Here is a 15,804-nt window from a genome sequence, read left to right as displayed (position 1 = left end):
GGTTATTTATATAATTTATAATATCTGATGTGGTTGGTGAGCTTGTGGAACCACACCTTACCAATATGCTAGTTGCGTAAGTCTTGCAAAATACAAAGCGTTATAAATTTTCATGGAAAAGGGGTCTTCTATTAAGGTGTAAGAATAAACCATGTAAATAATTATCAGTTAGCAATCAAGAAAAAATGACTACTCTATATTTAACTGAACATGGAACTATTGTCCGTTATTGTAATGAGTCTTTAATAGTTGCTAAAGAACAGAAAACTGAAACCTGTCGCTTAGAAGATATTTCTTTAATTATTATTCTCCCTGGAGTACAGTTAACTGATGTTGCCATTTCTAAACTCTTAGATAAAGGTATAGAAACTATCTTTTTGCGCCAAGATGGACAGTTTCGCGGGAGGTTACAAAGTCAATTTCACGGTAATATTGCCATAAAATTAGCACAATATCGTACAGTGGAAACTACTTTCGGTATGGCTTTAGCACAAAAAATGATACTGGGTAAAATTCGGAATCAACGAGTAGTATTACAACGGCGTAACCGCGCCACTAATGGTAAAATTACGGAATTGGCAGAAGCTATAGATTTGATTAATTCCTATTGTTCCCGTTTGTTACATATCACAAACCCATTTAATCGTGATGAGTTGATGGGAATTGAGGGAATATGCGCACGTAATTATTATCAGGCTTTACGCCATTATTTTCCCCAAGAGTGGAATTTTCAAGGGCGCAACCGCAGACCACCTTTAGATCCCATAAACGCTTTGTTAAGTTGGGGATATGGTGTATTGTTAGCTAGAGTATTTTCTGCTACAGTACAAGCAGGTTTAGATCCCTATTTAGGATTTTTTCATGCTACGGAATCTTACAGACCTAATTTAGTATTAGATTTAATGGAGGAATTTCGGCCGATAGTGGTTGATCATGCGGTAATTTCTATGATTCAATCAGAGATAGTAGGTAAGGAAGATTTTCAACCATCTCCAGATGGGGAGGGAATTTGGTTAGGCTTACTTGCGAAAAAACTGTTGTTGGGGGAGTTGGAACGAAGGTTAAGAACGGCGTTTTTATATCCGCCACAAAATAGAAAGTTAATGTTGAGTCAGATATTAGTGGAACAAGCAAGATGGTTGGGAAGATGTTTGATACATTCTCAGTTAGACTATGAGGCGTTTGTAATTAAATAGTTGATTTGTCTGAATGAAGATACTCAGGATGTGAGGATTTTGAGGATTAATATGCATTATCAATTATTAATTATCAATTATCAATTATCAATTATCAATTATTAATTATCAATTATCAATTTTTAACCCTATTCCACCAGATACAAAATCAGCAACGGTGCGATTTGATAAATCATTATTAGCCATAGCTTGTAACATGGATAATGGTAAAGTTAAATGATCTGCACCAGCTTGAATAGACGCGGCTGCTTCCTCCGGTGATTTAATACTAGCTGCTAAAATTTGTACATCGCTACCTTGGAGAATATTGGCTATATCTCTGACTAATGCGATACCATCACCTAATAATCTTGTAGCACGATTAACATAGGCTATGGCAATTTTTGCTCCTGCTTCCTTGGCAACTGCGGCCTGTGCGGAACTATAAATAGCAGTGACAGAACAGGTAATTTGTGGAGAAAGTGCGGCTACGACTTCAAAACCTAGTGGTGTGGCTGGAATTTTTAGTATAGTCTGAGAACCAATAATTTCCGAGGCTTTGATACCTTCACGTATCATACTTTGTTTATCGGTAGCTTGGAGTTGATAATATACTGGTCCTGATGTTAAGGATACTAAGGTTTTTAGGGTAGTTTCTGGAGGTGTATTCGCTTGTGCTAATAAGGTAGGATTGGTGGTGATACCTTTTACCCATCCCCATTGTTTGACTATTTCGGCTTCGGATGCGATCGCTGAATCTAAATAAAGTGCCATATTCAATAACTGCTAATTCTCAATTATCTATTATCCATTGTTTTATGCCAAAATTGTGGTTGCTTTGCTATGACATACGCGATGATAAACGCCGCGCTAAATTGGTTAAGTTATTAGAACAGCGTTGTCAAAGAGTACAGTATTCTGTTTTTGAATGTCCTTTAGATGACAAGGATTTGAATTATCTTTTAGAAAAGCGTTGGTTGCCAGTTTTAAAGTTAAGTGAAGATAATTTGCGTATTTATCCCCTGGATGAAACCGCTAAGAAAAATACTAAGGTTTTTGGTGGGGAACCTCCCTATGAACCTCCTGATTATCTGATCTTGTAATGACTTTTTGTAACGAACTTTTGTAAACTTTTCGTTACTTTTTCTGCTGCTATTTGGAAGGGTATTTTTACTCCAAATACTCTCTATATCAGCATTTAGGGGACTGTTACAGATTGTAAGTAATTAAACTAAGTTCGGCGCAGGCAGTTAAAACTATTTAAATTTATTAATCTTTTGTAATTTTGAGAAAATTTTGGTTTTAGGGGTTGACTTCTTGGAGTTTTTGTTTTATATTATGTTTATTAGCTGAAAACGGCACTCAGAACCTTGAAAATTGAATACTTATTAAAAATATCACACTTTTGTTTCCGTGGCTCGGTGCAAATGCACTCTGAAAGCCAGTTGTGATAGCAGGTCAGTAGGTATAGGGTCTTTGATCACCTTTTCCCCGCAAGGGGATGGAAACTATCCTCTCTCATCCAAATAGTAAAAATCTGAAAGGTCTTTGATCACCTTTTCCCCGCAAGGGGATGGAAACACCTCCCTTTGTATCCTAGCCATTAGTTCTTCCGCATGACGGTCTTTGATCACCTTTTCCCCGCAAGGGGATGGAAACGCTACATACCCTTCAGAGCGGTAATGCTTCTCTGGTAGGTCTTTGATCACCTTTTCCCCGCAAGGGGATGGAAACAGGGTGGTTTTAAACTGGAGGGATTTTAGCCCTCCTTGTCTTTGATCACCTTTTCCCCGCAAGGGGATGGAAACGACATAATACAAGGCTCCTTACAGCCGTTGGTTCACAGTCTTTGATCACCTTTTCCCCGCAAGGGGATGGAAACGTCTGTAACAAGGGTCTGTAACACTCAACAAATTCCACGCAGGTCTTTGATCACCTTTTCCCCGCAAGGGGATGGAAACTTCACCAGACTTTATTTCTTCTAGAAGACCATCAAAGCGTCTTTGATCACCTTTTCCCCGCAAGGGGATGGAAACTCCGCTTGACGGAGCTTTTGTTTAGCTTCCGTTAAAGTCTTTGATCACCTTTTCCCCGCAAGGGGATGGAAACCTAACTTAGCGACCCAGGAGTCAGCATCAGGATTACAGGTCTTTGATCACCTTTTCCCCGCAAGGGGATGGAAACATAAGTTTGCTCCTGTAATAAATAATCCACCCACTTCTGTCTTTGATCACCTTTTCCCCGCAAGGGGATGGAAACTGTACCCAGCGGGCACGTTAGGTATCTTCCGACCTTTGGTGCGTCTTTGATCACCTTTTCCCCGCAAGGGGATGGAAACCCTGCTCCCATGATCCCTTGACAATTTACTTGATGAGTCTTTGATCACCTTTTCCCCGCAAGGGGATGGAAACACACCATCTTTTGTTTCAAAGATAGATGCTGCTTTGTACGCAGTCTTTGATCACCTTTTCCCCGCAAGGGGATGGAAACACATAAATATCCTTCCATCCAATTTCAGGCGAAAGTGTCTGTCTTTGATCACCTTTTCCCCGCAAGGGGATGGAAACGACTTGATGTGTAACAAGCCGGCGTAGTTGAAGACGACGTCTTTGATCACCTTTTCCCCGCAAGGGGATGGAAACTATTAAATCAGGGGCAGATTCCTCTGAATTAGGCTGTATGTCTTTGATCACCTTTTCCCCGCAAGGGGATGGAAACTTGCCTGCTTGGTGCAGACCTCCACAGCTTTTTCCGCGTGTCTTTGATCACCTTTTCCCCGCAAGGGGATGGAAACATTGTGTCACTGCTACGCTGTATCATCGGGTAGTAGAGTCTTTGATCACCTTTTCCCCGCAAGGGGATGGAAACAAGGTTTCTAATAGCAGCTTAGTCTTGTTTATGTCTTTGATCACCTTTTCCCCGCAAGGGGATGGAAACTCCCCTTCTCCCAAACTAGGAGGTATCAAACAGCAAGAGTCTTTGATCACCTTTTCCCCGCAAGGGGATGGAAACTTGTATCTTAAAGCTGCTAAGGTAACAGCACTTACGTCTTTGATCACCTTTTCCCCGCAAGGGGATGGAAACTTTTCTGCGGCTGTTTCCAGCCATTTCCATTGTTCTTTGCCGCGTCTTTGATCACCTTTTCCCCGCAAGGGGATGGAAACGGGTCCATCCCTTACGTCGCAAAATATTTTTACCTTGGTCTTTGATCACCTTTTCCCCGCAAGGGGATGGAAACTTGAGGAATCGTCCTCATCCATAAACAACCATAAAGGTCTTTGATCACCTTTTCCCCGCAAGGGGATGGAAACAACATCAGATAGGTAGGTATCAGCTAACTGTCGCTCCCGTCTTTGATCACCTTTTCCCCGCAAGGGGATGGAAACCTTCCGCTAGAGTGGGGGATAGATTTTGCTTAATAGGTCTTTGATCACCTTTTCCCCGCAAGGGGATGGAAACCTTCTGGAAAATCAACAGAACTCAATTCTACAATCTGTCTTTGATCACCTTTTCCCCGCAAGGGGATGGAAACTTGGGTAATAACTGGAGACCTGACTCATCGTCAATTGGTCTTTGATCACCTTTTCCCCGCAAGGGGATGGAAACTCTACAAATGACCGCACTCCTTTTTTGATAGCTTCCAGGTCTTTGATCACCTTTTCCCCGCAAGGGGATGGAAACACATAGAGATACCTTAACATCTGTACTTGTTGTGCTTATAGTGTGGAAAAACTAGAACTATGCAGACGTATCAACCCTGATACTATCCTGAGACTGGACAAAAATCGTCAATAATGATATGTGTGATATTATATTTGTAAAATCTGCGAATCAGATCCCCAAATTCTCTAAGAAGTCCGGGATATTGTTGTGGATATTGTAGTTCATCACCAAAATCCATTACAATAAACAAATAGAAACCATTAGAAAATGCTACAGTGAACTTCTTTTATCCAGCAACACCACAAATATTACATTGGTTAGCAGCCGGACAACTAGGCAACCGGTTACATCGTTCCGTGCGATTATGGGTAATACTGACCAAATTGTATGGAGAAGAAAACTGGATAGAAGAACTTCCGAGAAACTTTACCTACTCCCAATTGCGCGATCGCTTATTCAAATATAATCATCCTAAAATCGAAACTCTGACCATCCCCGACATAAACGCGCAATGTCCAGATAAAACCTGTATCTGTCATCAAACCACTGGACAAATATTCCCCATCACTCCACAATGGCAAGAAGAAATCATTAAACTTACAGGTATCACAGAGGAATATTTACAAGATTTGTTAAAACAACCTCCCTTTGCAACAGTTCATCGTTCCTTGCGAGATGACTTAAAACAACTTGCCCGTTTAGGATGGTTAGAAGTACCCCATAAAGGACAATATCAAGGTATATCAAAAAGCAAACTACCACAATTAAACCTTCCCACAGTCACACAACCGAGTTTTATCCAAATATCCCTAGCACAAACCTGGGAAATAATACACACATTAGAATCAATTGCCTTCATCAAACCCAACCTAGACATAATTGTACAAAACCTGTGGGAACAAATGTTTCATACATCCCCCACAGAAACATCGCAACAACCTGAAAAACGGATATTTATTCATCTTGACTATATTCTTTCCGATGAAAAACAGGATGAAGTGGACAACTATCAAGAACAAATAGAACAAATTTGGCGTAACCCTAGTTTGGGTGTGCTACGTTTTAAAGTGAACATACCCAGAACAGAAACCAAAGCAGAAGTAATAGTATATCCAGTTTGTATTCATTATTCCAGACGTGCAAAATACCTGAGTGCCTATGGTAGAGATCCTGATGGTAATATAGGGTGGCATAATTACCGCCTGGATCGCATTACATCGAAAAAGTTACAAATCTTATCTTGGGGAGATCCCGCAATTCCTCCAGAATTACAAAAAATGTGGTATAATGGTCAACTTCCCACACCTGGTCAAGTAGAAGCGGAATTAGAAACAGCATGGGGTTTTAATTTTTACCTGGAACGGGAATTGTTAATCATGCGCTTTCCTAAGCATTTTGCTCGCTGGTACGTAGATAATACTCGTCGTCATCAATCTTTTCAACCTATTCACTACACAAATATAACTAAGTTAATTACCGAACATATTCCCAAAACCCAACAACAGCAAATATTAGAGATTCTCAAGCAAAAGTCACCATCTGATGCTTATTATACAGCGTGGATACGTACAGAAGATATAAACGTTTTAATGAGATTAAGAGAATGGCGACCCAAAGGGGAAGTAATAGCACCATTATCAATTCGGGAAAAATTGAAACAAGAGTGTTTAGAAGAGTTAGGTAATTATGAATTGAATCAAAGTAGGTGATGTGGCTTGTTAATGATCAAACCCTTGTAACACAGGCATCTTGCCTGTTCATAGTAACACAGGCATCTTGCCTGTTCATAGTAACCCAGGCATCTTGCTGTGTTCATAAGCTGTTGTGCTTTTAACTTGAATAATTAATACAAGCAAGATGCTTGTGCTACTGTAACTTCAGGTTTTTTAATTATACAGTGAGTGCTGCACATTAGCTTATTAATCAATATTTGCATGAATCTATGACCATTAACCTAGCCAATATTAACTTATCTCACTGGCAAAACTTCACCCAAGAAATAAAGCAAAATATTGAGAACTTACAACATAACCTACAAAATACAACCACAGAAACAATAGATAAAAGTAAAGTATTTTTAGAAAATAAATGGCATATTAGTGAAACCATAGCTAATGATATACTTTCCACGATGATCACAAGTATGACTCACACATTTAATAACTTGTTATCAAACCATCCGCATATTGGCCAAATAGTTCACATTGTCACCTGGGGAATAAATCATCCTGTGCGGGGTATGATAATTTTATTATTAGTAATTGCCATCATTTTTAGCATTATTAAGGCAATTATGAGAGTAATAGAAACAGCTAGTTGGTCTATTTTAAAAGTACCATTTATCCTGTTGAAAGGTTCTATTTTAGGAAGTTTTAAACTTTGGAAAAAAACTCGTGCAGTGCAACAAACCAAAGAACAAAGGTTATTAGAAATTAATCGTAGGTTAGGAGAATTACACACAGAACAACAGCAACTGTTAGCAGAAGCATCGCAACTAATTTCTGGTTTACATACATCAGATAACCGAATTATTTAAACTTGTTAGTTAATTTGTTAGTTAATCTCAAAAAAAACTGAAATTATTTGGGCTTCAAACAAAGATCCCGGACTTCTTCAAGAAGTCCGGGATCTGATTTTTCAGTGGGTTACATTTTATCCTAACCTGCGTTTAATTTCTTCCCCTAATTCTTGTAAAGTAACCTCTATTTGTTCACCGGTTTGTAAGTCTTTTAAAGATGATTTTCCTAACACAACTTCATCAGCACCAATAATTACACAAAATCTAATACCCTGTTTATCTGCTGCTTGAAATTGCTTTCCTAAAGGACGTTTTTCAAAATTAGTCACTACCTTAATTCCTGCTTGTCTTAATTGTTGAGAAACTTGCAAATAAACCGGAATTAAATCTTCTTGCATATTTACCACTACCACTTGAGTGGGGGTAGGAGATAAAGTATTTAAAATACCTGCTTTTAACAACCGACTAATTAACCGAGTTAAACCAATAGAGATACCCACCCCAGGCATTTTTTCCCCTAAAAACACTCCCACTAATTCCTCATATCTACCACCAGAACAAATACTTCCCAATGCTTCATGGCCTATTAAACTAGTTTCATAAACCGTACCTGTATAATAATTTAAACCTCTAGCAATGGATAAATCAATACAAAAACGATTTTCAGGAACTTGTAAATTTTTCACTCCATTAATTACGGTTTTTAATTCAGTTACTCCTAAATTAAATTGTTCTGCATTAGTTAAATTACTGCCTAAAAACTCCAATTTTCCTAATACATCATCTACAGAACCATCAATTTTGATAAACTCAATAATTTTCTCAGTTTGTGCTGCTGTAATACCTTCCTTTTCTAATTGTTCTTTAACCTTAACTTCGCCAATTTTCTCCAAATTATCAATAATAGTAATACAGGTTTTAATATTTTCATCAGCAACCCCCACAGACTGAAAAAAACCTGTGAGAATTTTCCGATTATTAATGCGAATAACAAAATCACCAATATTAATCTTATCAAAAATTTCCGTGATAATTGCTGGCATTTGGGCATCATAAAGTAAACTTAATTTTTCCCTACCAACCACATCAATATCACATTGTCTAAACTGACGAAAACGGCCATCTTTTGCCCTTTCTCCGCGAAATACCATATCCATTTGATAACGGGCAAAGGGAAACTGTAATTCATTCAAATGACGGGCAATATAAGCCGCTAAAGGTACAGTTTGATCAAATTTTAAAGCCCTAGCTTCTGAACCAGTTTCTCCTGATTTATCTTTTTCTAATTGACGATTTGGGGGTAAAATTGGCTCAATACCATAAATAATATTATCACCTTGATTACCCTTAGCTTGTAATACTTCTAACCTTTCTACTGCGGGAGTTTCAATAGGAGTAAAACCATAACTTTCAAAAACTTGCCGAATAATATCTAATAAATATACTTCTAAGCGTTTTTCACTAGGGAGAAATTCAGGAAAACCGCTAGGAGTGGAAAAATTAATTTTGTTACTTTTGTCAATTTTATTCATGGAAATACCTTATGAAATGGAGAATTAAGTACAAACTTAAGTACGGACTTAATTACAGACTATAGCAATCCTAGCATAAAGATTCGTGACTTTTTTTGTCATCTTGTAAATAAATTTGTCAATAAAGTATGAGGAAATATAAGCAGTTAGAGATTTCAGTTTAATCTTATTATTGATAATTAAGCTGTTGTGCCCTACAATTGGAAGATTAATACGGTGCGTCAGATTTGATAAATTCTGGAAATAAACAGATTATATCTGACGCACCCTACAACAGATTTGTGGTGTGATACTTGCGTAAGTTCTATATAGTAAACTACATTAAATTTGGGCTTTGCTGAATTAGGATATGAAATTTAGAAATTACAAAAATGGAAATTACAAAAATGAAGCTCTTATTCTCTGTACCTCTGCGCCTCTGCGTGAAACAAAATCATACCTTGAATCAGCAACAAATAAATTTGATTCTTATTCTCCATCATTAAACCACCAAGAATTACGAGTAGAATTAGTTTTCATCAAAAAAGTTTTCTTCCTGAGAAATTTTTTTAATGCTGCAGGACCACTACGAGAACCTCCCATACCAGAAAAATTAAAAGGCGTTTTTTCTCCTTCATAAATTATAGAGGATAATCCGGCATCATTAATACTAATAACACCAGCATTAATTTCTTGGGCAACTTCTATAGCTGACTCTAAAGACTCTGCAAATACAGATGCACTTAGTCCATAAATGGAATCATTAGCTAATTCTATAGCTTCATCAATTTTATTAAAAGACATCACTGGCATAATTGGACCAAATGTTTCTTCTGTCATAATTTTCATGGTATGATTAACTTCAGTAATTACCGTAGGCCGACACCACCAACCTCCGCCAATTTCTTCCACTTTACCTCCACAATGAATTATTGCACCTTTGGAAATCGCATCTTGTAAATGTTCATTAATAATTGCTGCTTGTTTTTCAGAAATAATCGGACCAATTTGCCCACTTTCTGGAGTAGGATAAGCTAATTGTAAATGATGAGCTTTAGCAATTAATTGATGATAAAATTCTGAAAATATGGCATCAGCTACATAAATTCTCTCAATAGAATTACAAGACTGTCCAGTATTGAAAACTGCACTCCATAAAATTGCTGAAGTTGCTAAATTTATATCTGCTGATTCTAACACAATAGCCGGATCTTTTCCACCTAATTCTAAATAGGCAGGAATAAAGTTTTGTGCTGCTATTTCTGTTACTAGTCTTCCGGTATCTAAACTACCAGTAAAACAAATTAAATCCACATCTTCTATTAAATTTGTTCCCGTTTGTCCAGATCCCTCCACAAAAGTTAATACCTCTTTTAATTGGGGAATATTATTTACAGTATTCATTAATGGGGCAACAAATCTAGGGGTAACTTCACTAGGTTTAACTATTACCGCACAACCAGCTAATAAAGCAGGAATTACATCCATTGTAGATAATAATAAAGGAGAATTTGCAGGACTAATCACACCAACTAGTTGATAGGGAACGGCAGTTTGTTGTAAAGCAATAAATGGAATTGTGGTATTTTTTGCTGTATCTTGTAGTAAGGAAGGAGCAAGATTACACCATCTATCAATATTACTAATTAATGAATCTATTTCTCCTGCTGATGTTGATAAATTGCCAGTATCGCTAACTAATGCTTCTGTAATTTGTTCTCTTTCTAATAATATACTTTGTTTCCAATTTTTTAAAACAGAAATTCTTTCATCAACCTCTAATTTTTGCCAATTAATTTGTCCTCTTCTCAGTCTTTGACACTGTTGAAATAGTAATTTTGGAGGAGGAGGAACAATTACATAATCAAATTTTCCCGTGCGAGGGTTACGAACTTCAATCGGTTTAGTCATTGTTGATTTTCCTAATTTTTATGAACTAGATAATATAAGTACAATGAATAATTAAAAGAGTTTATCTCAGGTAGAGACACACAAGGTACACAGAGTAAAAGTTTCAGTGATGGAATTTGAAAATTTTTCTAAAAAATCACCAAGATAATAACATTTTTAGCACTAGATGAGGTAATACTAAAAATAGTATCCTATTTTTACTTATATGTCTCTGAGTCACAAATTACGCGAGTTACTCACTGGTCCTGAAATTATCATTATTCCTGGTGTTTATGACTGTTTGAGTGCAAAATTAGCCGAAAATGCAGGTTTTTCTGTGGCTGCTACTAGTGGTTTCGGTATTGCTGCTTCTACCTTGGGTTTACCTGACTATGGTTTTCTTACTGCCACGGAAATGTTTTATACTGTTGGCAGAATAGCTCAGTCAATTAATATACCTTTAATTGCCGATTGTGATACGGGTTATGGTAATGTTTTAAATGTGATGCGAACTGTTAAGAATGCGGTACAATTGGATTTAGCGGGTATTATTTTAGAAGATCAGGAATGGCCGAAGAAATGCGGACATTTTGAAGGTAAGCGAGTAATTTCTCTGAATGAACACGCTGCTAAAATTCGCGCTGCTGTAAAAGCTCGTGGCAATAGTGGTCTAGTGATTATCGCTCGCACTGATGCCCGCGCACCTCTGGGTTTAGAGGAAGCTATTACAAGAGGAAAGGCTTATATTGAAGCTGGAGCAGATATGTTATTTATAGAAGCTCCCCAATCTGTAGCAGAGTTAGAAACTATAGCTAGTAATTTTCCAGACGTACCACTAGTAGCTAATATCGTGGAAGGTGGTAAAACTCCCCATATTTCTCCTTCTCAATTACAAAAAATGGGTTTTAAAATAGTCTTTTTTCCTCTCACTGCTTTAATGGCTGTAACTCAAGTGATGAGTAATTGTTTCCATCATTTAAAAACACAAGAAAATACGGAAAATTTGCCTGGTTTGATGAGTTTTCAAGATTTTCAAGAGTTGATGAATGTACCAAAATTTTTAGCACTGGAACAAGAATCCATCTGATATTTAGCGCGTGAGTATATGATGATATAAATACTTGTTAAGTATTGTATCAAACGATAAATGCTATTATGCTATAATAACAGCGATCGCTATTGATAAATCTCACAAAGATAGAAACTATGAAGATAAATTCACATACTTTGTTAGCATTAGTACCCTTAATAACAGTTATGAACTTTAGTGAAATAGGAATCATTAAAACTAATGCACAAAAAATACCAGAGATTACACCTGTAAAAATTTCTCAGTCTACGAGTTTAACTCAATTTCGGCAAGAAGCACTTCAAGAACATAATCTTGTGAGTCTATGTTGTTTGTAACTATAATCCTCCTGGTAACTATACTGGCCAATTTGTCCAAAATGTACTACCACTTCGCAGATAATAAGCTGTTGTACTTTTAATTTGGAGGTGTTGCTGATTAAGGGTATGATGAAAGTTTGACGCTGAGACACTCCAGGTACACAAGAGTAAGATTTTCATTTTTGTAACTTTTCCATTTCATACTCTAATTCAGCAAGGCCAACTTGGATAATAGATGCAAGCAAGATGCTTTCGCTACAGTAATTTTGATGCAAGCAAGATGCTTGCGCTACAGTAATTTTGATGCAAGCAAGATGCTTGCGCTACAGTAATTTTGATGCAAGCAAGATGCTTTCGCTACAGTAATTTTGATGCAAGCAAGATGCTTGCGCTACAGTAATTTTGATGCAAGCAAGATGCTTTCGCTACAGTAATTTTGATGCAAGCAAGATGCTTGCGCTACAGTAATTTTAGGTTTTTCGGTTATACAGTTTAGCTGCACATCAGCTTATTAACTAAGAATAAATAGTATAATATTAGTTACTAGTAGAGCTTTAGCATAAATAATTTGAGCTAAAGCTCTACTAGGAAACGGAAAATATTCCTTGGCAAAATTCCTCCTAGCCATTACTCTGATATTGTAGTAGTGTTGTCAATTATAGCGATCGCCCATACTTCAAAACTTCTGCCACGTTCTCCCAAAATTTTTTCTGGCAAACATTCCTAATCTCACATTTTGCAGTTAAAATAGTATATCTGTTCTATTCAAATTTTCCAGATCACATTGTAAAAACCCTTATAAGTAGAGGCAGGAATGGCTACAAAAGAAGATAGCAAACAAACCGACGGCAAACAAAAAGCCTTAAATATTGTTTTAAACCAAATTGAACGCACATTTGGCAAAGGCGCGATTATGCGTCTTGGTGATGCTACCCGCATGAAGGTAGAAACCATTTCTACAGGTGCGCTTACTTTAGATTTAGCTTTAGGTGGTGGTTTACCTAAAGGCAGAGTAATAGAAATATACGGACCTGAAAGTTCAGGTAAAACAACTGTTGCCCTCCATGCCATTTCTGAGGTACAAAGACAAGGTGGTATTGCCGCCTTCGTAGATGCTGAACACGCCTTAGACCCCACTTATGCCGCCGCTTTGGGTGTGGATATTGAAAACCTGTTAGTATCCCAACCGGATACAGGAGAATCTGCTTTAGAAATCGTAGATCAACTTGTACGTTCTGCTGCTGTGGACATTGTGGTAATTGACTCTGTAGCAGCATTAGTACCACGTGCAGAAATTGAGGGGGATATGGGCGATGTCCATGTAGGCCTACAAGCGCGGTTAATGAGTCAAGCACTACGGAAAATTACTGGTAATATTGGTAAATCAGGATGTACAGTGATCTTTATTAACCAATTGCGACAAAAAATAGGCGTTACCTACGGTAGTCCAGAAACTACTACAGGTGGTAACGCTTTAAAATTCTATGCTTCTGTACGGTTAGATATTCGCAGAATTCAAACTTTGAAAAAAGGTACAGATGAATTTGGCAACCGCGTTAAAGTGAAAGTTGCTAAAAACAAAGTAGCACCACCTTTTAGAGTTGCAGAATTTGATATTATCTTTGGTAAGGGAGTTTCTACATTAGGATGTTTAGTAGATATCGCTGAAGAAACAGGAGTATTATTAAGAAAAGGAGCTTGGTATAGTTATAATGGTGACAACATTTCTCAAGGTAGAGATAACGCAATTAAATATTTAGACGAAAATCGAGAATTTGCTAAGAAAATTGAAGAACAGGTTAAAGTGAAATTAGATCAAGGTGCAATAGTTTCCGCTAATTCTGTGACTAAATCTCATGATGACGAAGAAGATGAAGATGTAGAATTGGAAGAAGATTAAACTTAAAATGTAGGGGTTTAGCAGTGCTAAACCCCTACAAAATTCAGCAGTCAGCGTATCAGCTAATATTGATTTTTATTAATTTGTAATTGGTAATTCAATAACTAATTACAAATTAACTCAAGAAATTAACGCTGATATTTTGATGGCTAAATATTTGTGTTCCACATAGTATAAAGAGTAAAGAGTGAGAAATATTATGGTAACAGTACCAGTTCGTAATTTAACTTTAGAGGAATTTTTAAAATTACCAGAAACTAAACCCGCAAGTGAATATATTAACGGAGAAATAATTCAAAAAGCTATGCCACAAGGTAAACATAGTACAATGCAAGGTGAATTTGTGACTACTATTAATAGTACAGTCAAACCTCAAAAGATCGCTCGTGCTTTTCCTGAATTACGCTGTACATTTGGTGGACGTTCGATAGTTCCAGATGTCGCTGTTTTTTCATGGAATAGAATACCTGTAGATGAACAAGGTAATATTGCTAATGTGTTTAATACCTATCCAGACTGGACTATAGAAATACTTTGTCATGAACAAAGTACAACTAGACCTACTAAAAATATTTTACATTGTTTAAATCATGGTACTAGTTTAGGATGGTTAATTGATCCTGAAGAATACAATGTTTTTATTTATCCTTCACATCAACAAACTATGTTTTTAGAAAACCCAGAGGATATTTTACCTGTTCCTAATTTAGTGGGTAATTTGCATTTAACCCTGGGCGAATTATTTAACTGGTTAAAATTATAAGTTTTTATAATAAGTTTTTATCTATTTTATTGTAAATTTAGCAATTACTAATTACCAAATAATGAATTTACCAAATACAATTACCTTTTCCCGACTGTTAGGAATACCTTTTTTATTGTATGGATTATATAATCCCACAATACAAGCAAAATGGATATGTTTAATAATATTTTTAATTGCAGCTTTAACAGACTGGTTAGATGGATATTTAGCCAGAAAATTGAATCAAATTACAGACTTAGGTAAATTTCTTGATCCTTTAGTAGATAAATTATTGGTATTAGCACCATTATTGGTATTAGTGGAAATAGGGAAAATTCCCGCTTGGGGAGTATTTATCATTTTAGCACGGGAGTTAGCGATCGCTGGTTGGCGAGTTAATCAAACCACCATCACAGGTGCAAACATTTGGGGTAAATTAAAAACCATTAGTCAAATTATCGCCATATCTTTACTGATTGTACCATTATCGGGAATTTGGACAACTGCGGCGGTCATTGCTTTTTGGATATCTGTGATTTTAACGATTGTTTCTGGTATTATTTATCTTATTCCTGTAAAAACAAGTATCGAGTAATTGCCGTTAATTAACCCTTTTCCAATCTATAATTTAACTTGGTTTTCACTCTTTAACCTCAATGCCATAATTAGCAAATAGTTCAGAAATAAATATATCTAGCGCTTTAGCTAGTTTCTCTATGTTCTCTAGTGAAGGGTTGCGTTTTCCCCTTTCAATACTGGAGATATAAGTACGATGAATTTCCGCCTTTTCTGCTAATTCTTCTTGTGAAAAATCCAGTTCGCGCCGTCTTCGTCTTATAGCTTTTCCAAAGCGTTGGTTAATATCTAAGTTATTTTTTTGCTCCACAAGATGAGATTTTGTCTGATTGTAGACAATAAATCTACATACAATAAGTCAATTTATGTAGATTATAAGTAACAAACACTGTGAATTATACAATCCTGCAATTTTTCTCTGATGTAAATAACTACTG

Annotated in this window: 13 protein-coding genes and 1 CRISPR repeat array; of the genes, 9 read left to right on the top strand and 4 right to left on the bottom strand. The window is 36.6% G+C overall.

Annotation, left to right across the window (positions count from 1 at the left end; genetic code table 11):
• The first annotated feature begins 185 nt into the window (after nucleotides 1-185).
• A complete protein-coding gene (gene cas1, locus H6F32_RS01315; protein WP_190367531.1) occupies nucleotides 186-1,196 on the top strand; it encodes a CRISPR-associated endonuclease Cas1 in 1,011 nt (336 codons plus the stop codon).
• Nucleotides 1,197-1,304: 108 nt separating this feature from the next.
• On the opposite strand, the gene H6F32_RS01310 is transcribed toward cas1, so the two are convergent.
• The gene (locus H6F32_RS01310; RefSeq protein ID WP_190367530.1) at nucleotides 1,305-1,949 is read right to left on the bottom strand and encodes a transaldolase family protein; all 645 of its coding nucleotides are present in this window, start codon (nucleotides 1,947-1,949) and stop codon (nucleotides 1,305-1,307) included.
• Between H6F32_RS01310 and cas2 the strand changes: the two genes are divergently transcribed.
• The 3 genes from cas2 (at nucleotide 1,943) to H6F32_RS01295 (ending at nucleotide 7,374) form a co-directional block, all read left to right on the top strand.
• Nucleotides 1,943-2,278 carry a CRISPR-associated endonuclease Cas2 gene (gene cas2 / locus H6F32_RS01305; RefSeq protein WP_313926151.1) on the top strand — a complete coding sequence of 112 codons (336 nt, stop codon included), beginning with the start codon at nucleotides 1,943-1,945 and terminating at the stop codon, nucleotides 2,276-2,278. The genes H6F32_RS01310 and cas2 overlap by 7 nt on opposite strands.
• Before the next feature lie 369 nt (nucleotides 2,279-2,647).
• Nucleotides 2,648-4,856: direct repeats of the CRISPR family, unit length 37 nt; unit sequence GTCTTTGATCACCTTTTCCCCGCAAGGGGATGGAAAC.
• Nucleotides 4,857-5,113: 257 nt separating this feature from the next.
• Entirely contained in the window at nucleotides 5,114-6,547 is a 1,434-nt protein-coding gene (locus tag H6F32_RS21050; RefSeq protein WP_190367529.1) for a TIGR03985 family CRISPR-associated protein, read from the top strand.
• A gap of 233 nt (nucleotides 6,548-6,780) precedes the next feature.
• Nucleotides 6,781-7,374 (top strand): hypothetical protein, encoded by a 594-nt coding sequence (locus H6F32_RS01295; RefSeq protein WP_190367528.1) that lies wholly within the window; start codon nucleotides 6,781-6,783, stop codon nucleotides 7,372-7,374.
• A gap of 116 nt (nucleotides 7,375-7,490) precedes the next feature.
• Here the strand turns inward: H6F32_RS01295 and hisS are convergent, their stop codons facing one another.
• Nucleotides 7,491-8,879 carry a histidine--tRNA ligase gene (gene hisS / locus H6F32_RS01290; RefSeq protein WP_190367639.1) on the bottom strand — a complete coding sequence of 463 codons (1,389 nt, stop codon included), beginning with the start codon at nucleotides 8,877-8,879 and terminating at the stop codon, nucleotides 7,491-7,493.
• A 477-nt stretch (nucleotides 8,880-9,356) separates the two neighbouring features.
• A complete protein-coding gene (locus tag H6F32_RS01285) occupies nucleotides 9,357-10,778 on the bottom strand; it encodes an aldehyde dehydrogenase family protein (protein WP_190367527.1) in 1,422 nt (473 codons plus the stop codon).
• Between the two features lie 205 nt (nucleotides 10,779-10,983).
• Between H6F32_RS01285 and H6F32_RS01280 the strand changes: the two genes are divergently transcribed.
• The 5 genes from H6F32_RS01280 (at nucleotide 10,984) to pgsA (ending at nucleotide 15,386) form a co-directional block, all read left to right on the top strand.
• Nucleotides 10,984-11,844 (top strand): oxaloacetate decarboxylase, encoded by an 861-nt coding sequence (locus H6F32_RS01280; protein ID WP_190367526.1) that lies wholly within the window; start codon nucleotides 10,984-10,986, stop codon nucleotides 11,842-11,844.
• 119 nt (nucleotides 11,845-11,963) lie between these two features.
• Nucleotides 11,964-12,164: a hypothetical protein gene (locus H6F32_RS01275; protein WP_190367525.1), complete on the top strand. Its 201-nt coding sequence runs from the start codon at nucleotides 11,964-11,966 to the stop codon at nucleotides 12,162-12,164.
• Between the two features lie 796 nt (nucleotides 12,165-12,960).
• On the top strand, nucleotides 12,961-14,046 hold the full coding sequence (gene recA, locus H6F32_RS01270) for a recombinase RecA (RefSeq protein WP_190367524.1): 1,086 nt from the start codon (nucleotides 12,961-12,963) through the stop codon (nucleotides 14,044-14,046).
• A gap of 199 nt (nucleotides 14,047-14,245) precedes the next feature.
• Nucleotides 14,246-14,809, top strand: a complete 564-nt coding sequence (locus H6F32_RS01265; RefSeq protein ID WP_190367523.1) for a Uma2 family endonuclease — start codon at nucleotides 14,246-14,248, stop codon at nucleotides 14,807-14,809.
• 61 nt (nucleotides 14,810-14,870) lie between these two features.
• Nucleotides 14,871-15,386 (top strand): CDP-diacylglycerol--glycerol-3-phosphate 3-phosphatidyltransferase, encoded by a 516-nt coding sequence (gene pgsA, locus H6F32_RS01260; RefSeq protein WP_190367522.1) that lies wholly within the window; start codon nucleotides 14,871-14,873, stop codon nucleotides 15,384-15,386.
• 45 nt (nucleotides 15,387-15,431) lie between these two features.
• Here the strand turns inward: pgsA and H6F32_RS01255 are convergent, their stop codons facing one another.
• Nucleotides 15,432-15,677: a helix-turn-helix domain-containing protein gene (locus tag H6F32_RS01255; protein ID WP_190367521.1), complete on the bottom strand. Its 246-nt coding sequence runs from the start codon at nucleotides 15,675-15,677 to the stop codon at nucleotides 15,432-15,434.
• Nucleotides 15,678-15,804: the final 127 nt, after the last annotated feature.

Origin of the sequence: Anabaena sp. FACHB-1237, from assembly GCF_014696225.1 — a bacterium.
Taxonomy (GTDB): Bacteria; Cyanobacteriota; Cyanobacteriia; order Cyanobacteriales; family Nostocaceae; genus FACHB-1237.
The sequence above is the reverse complement of the archived record's forward strand: the minus strand, read 5'-3'. Positions and strand labels throughout refer to the sequence as shown.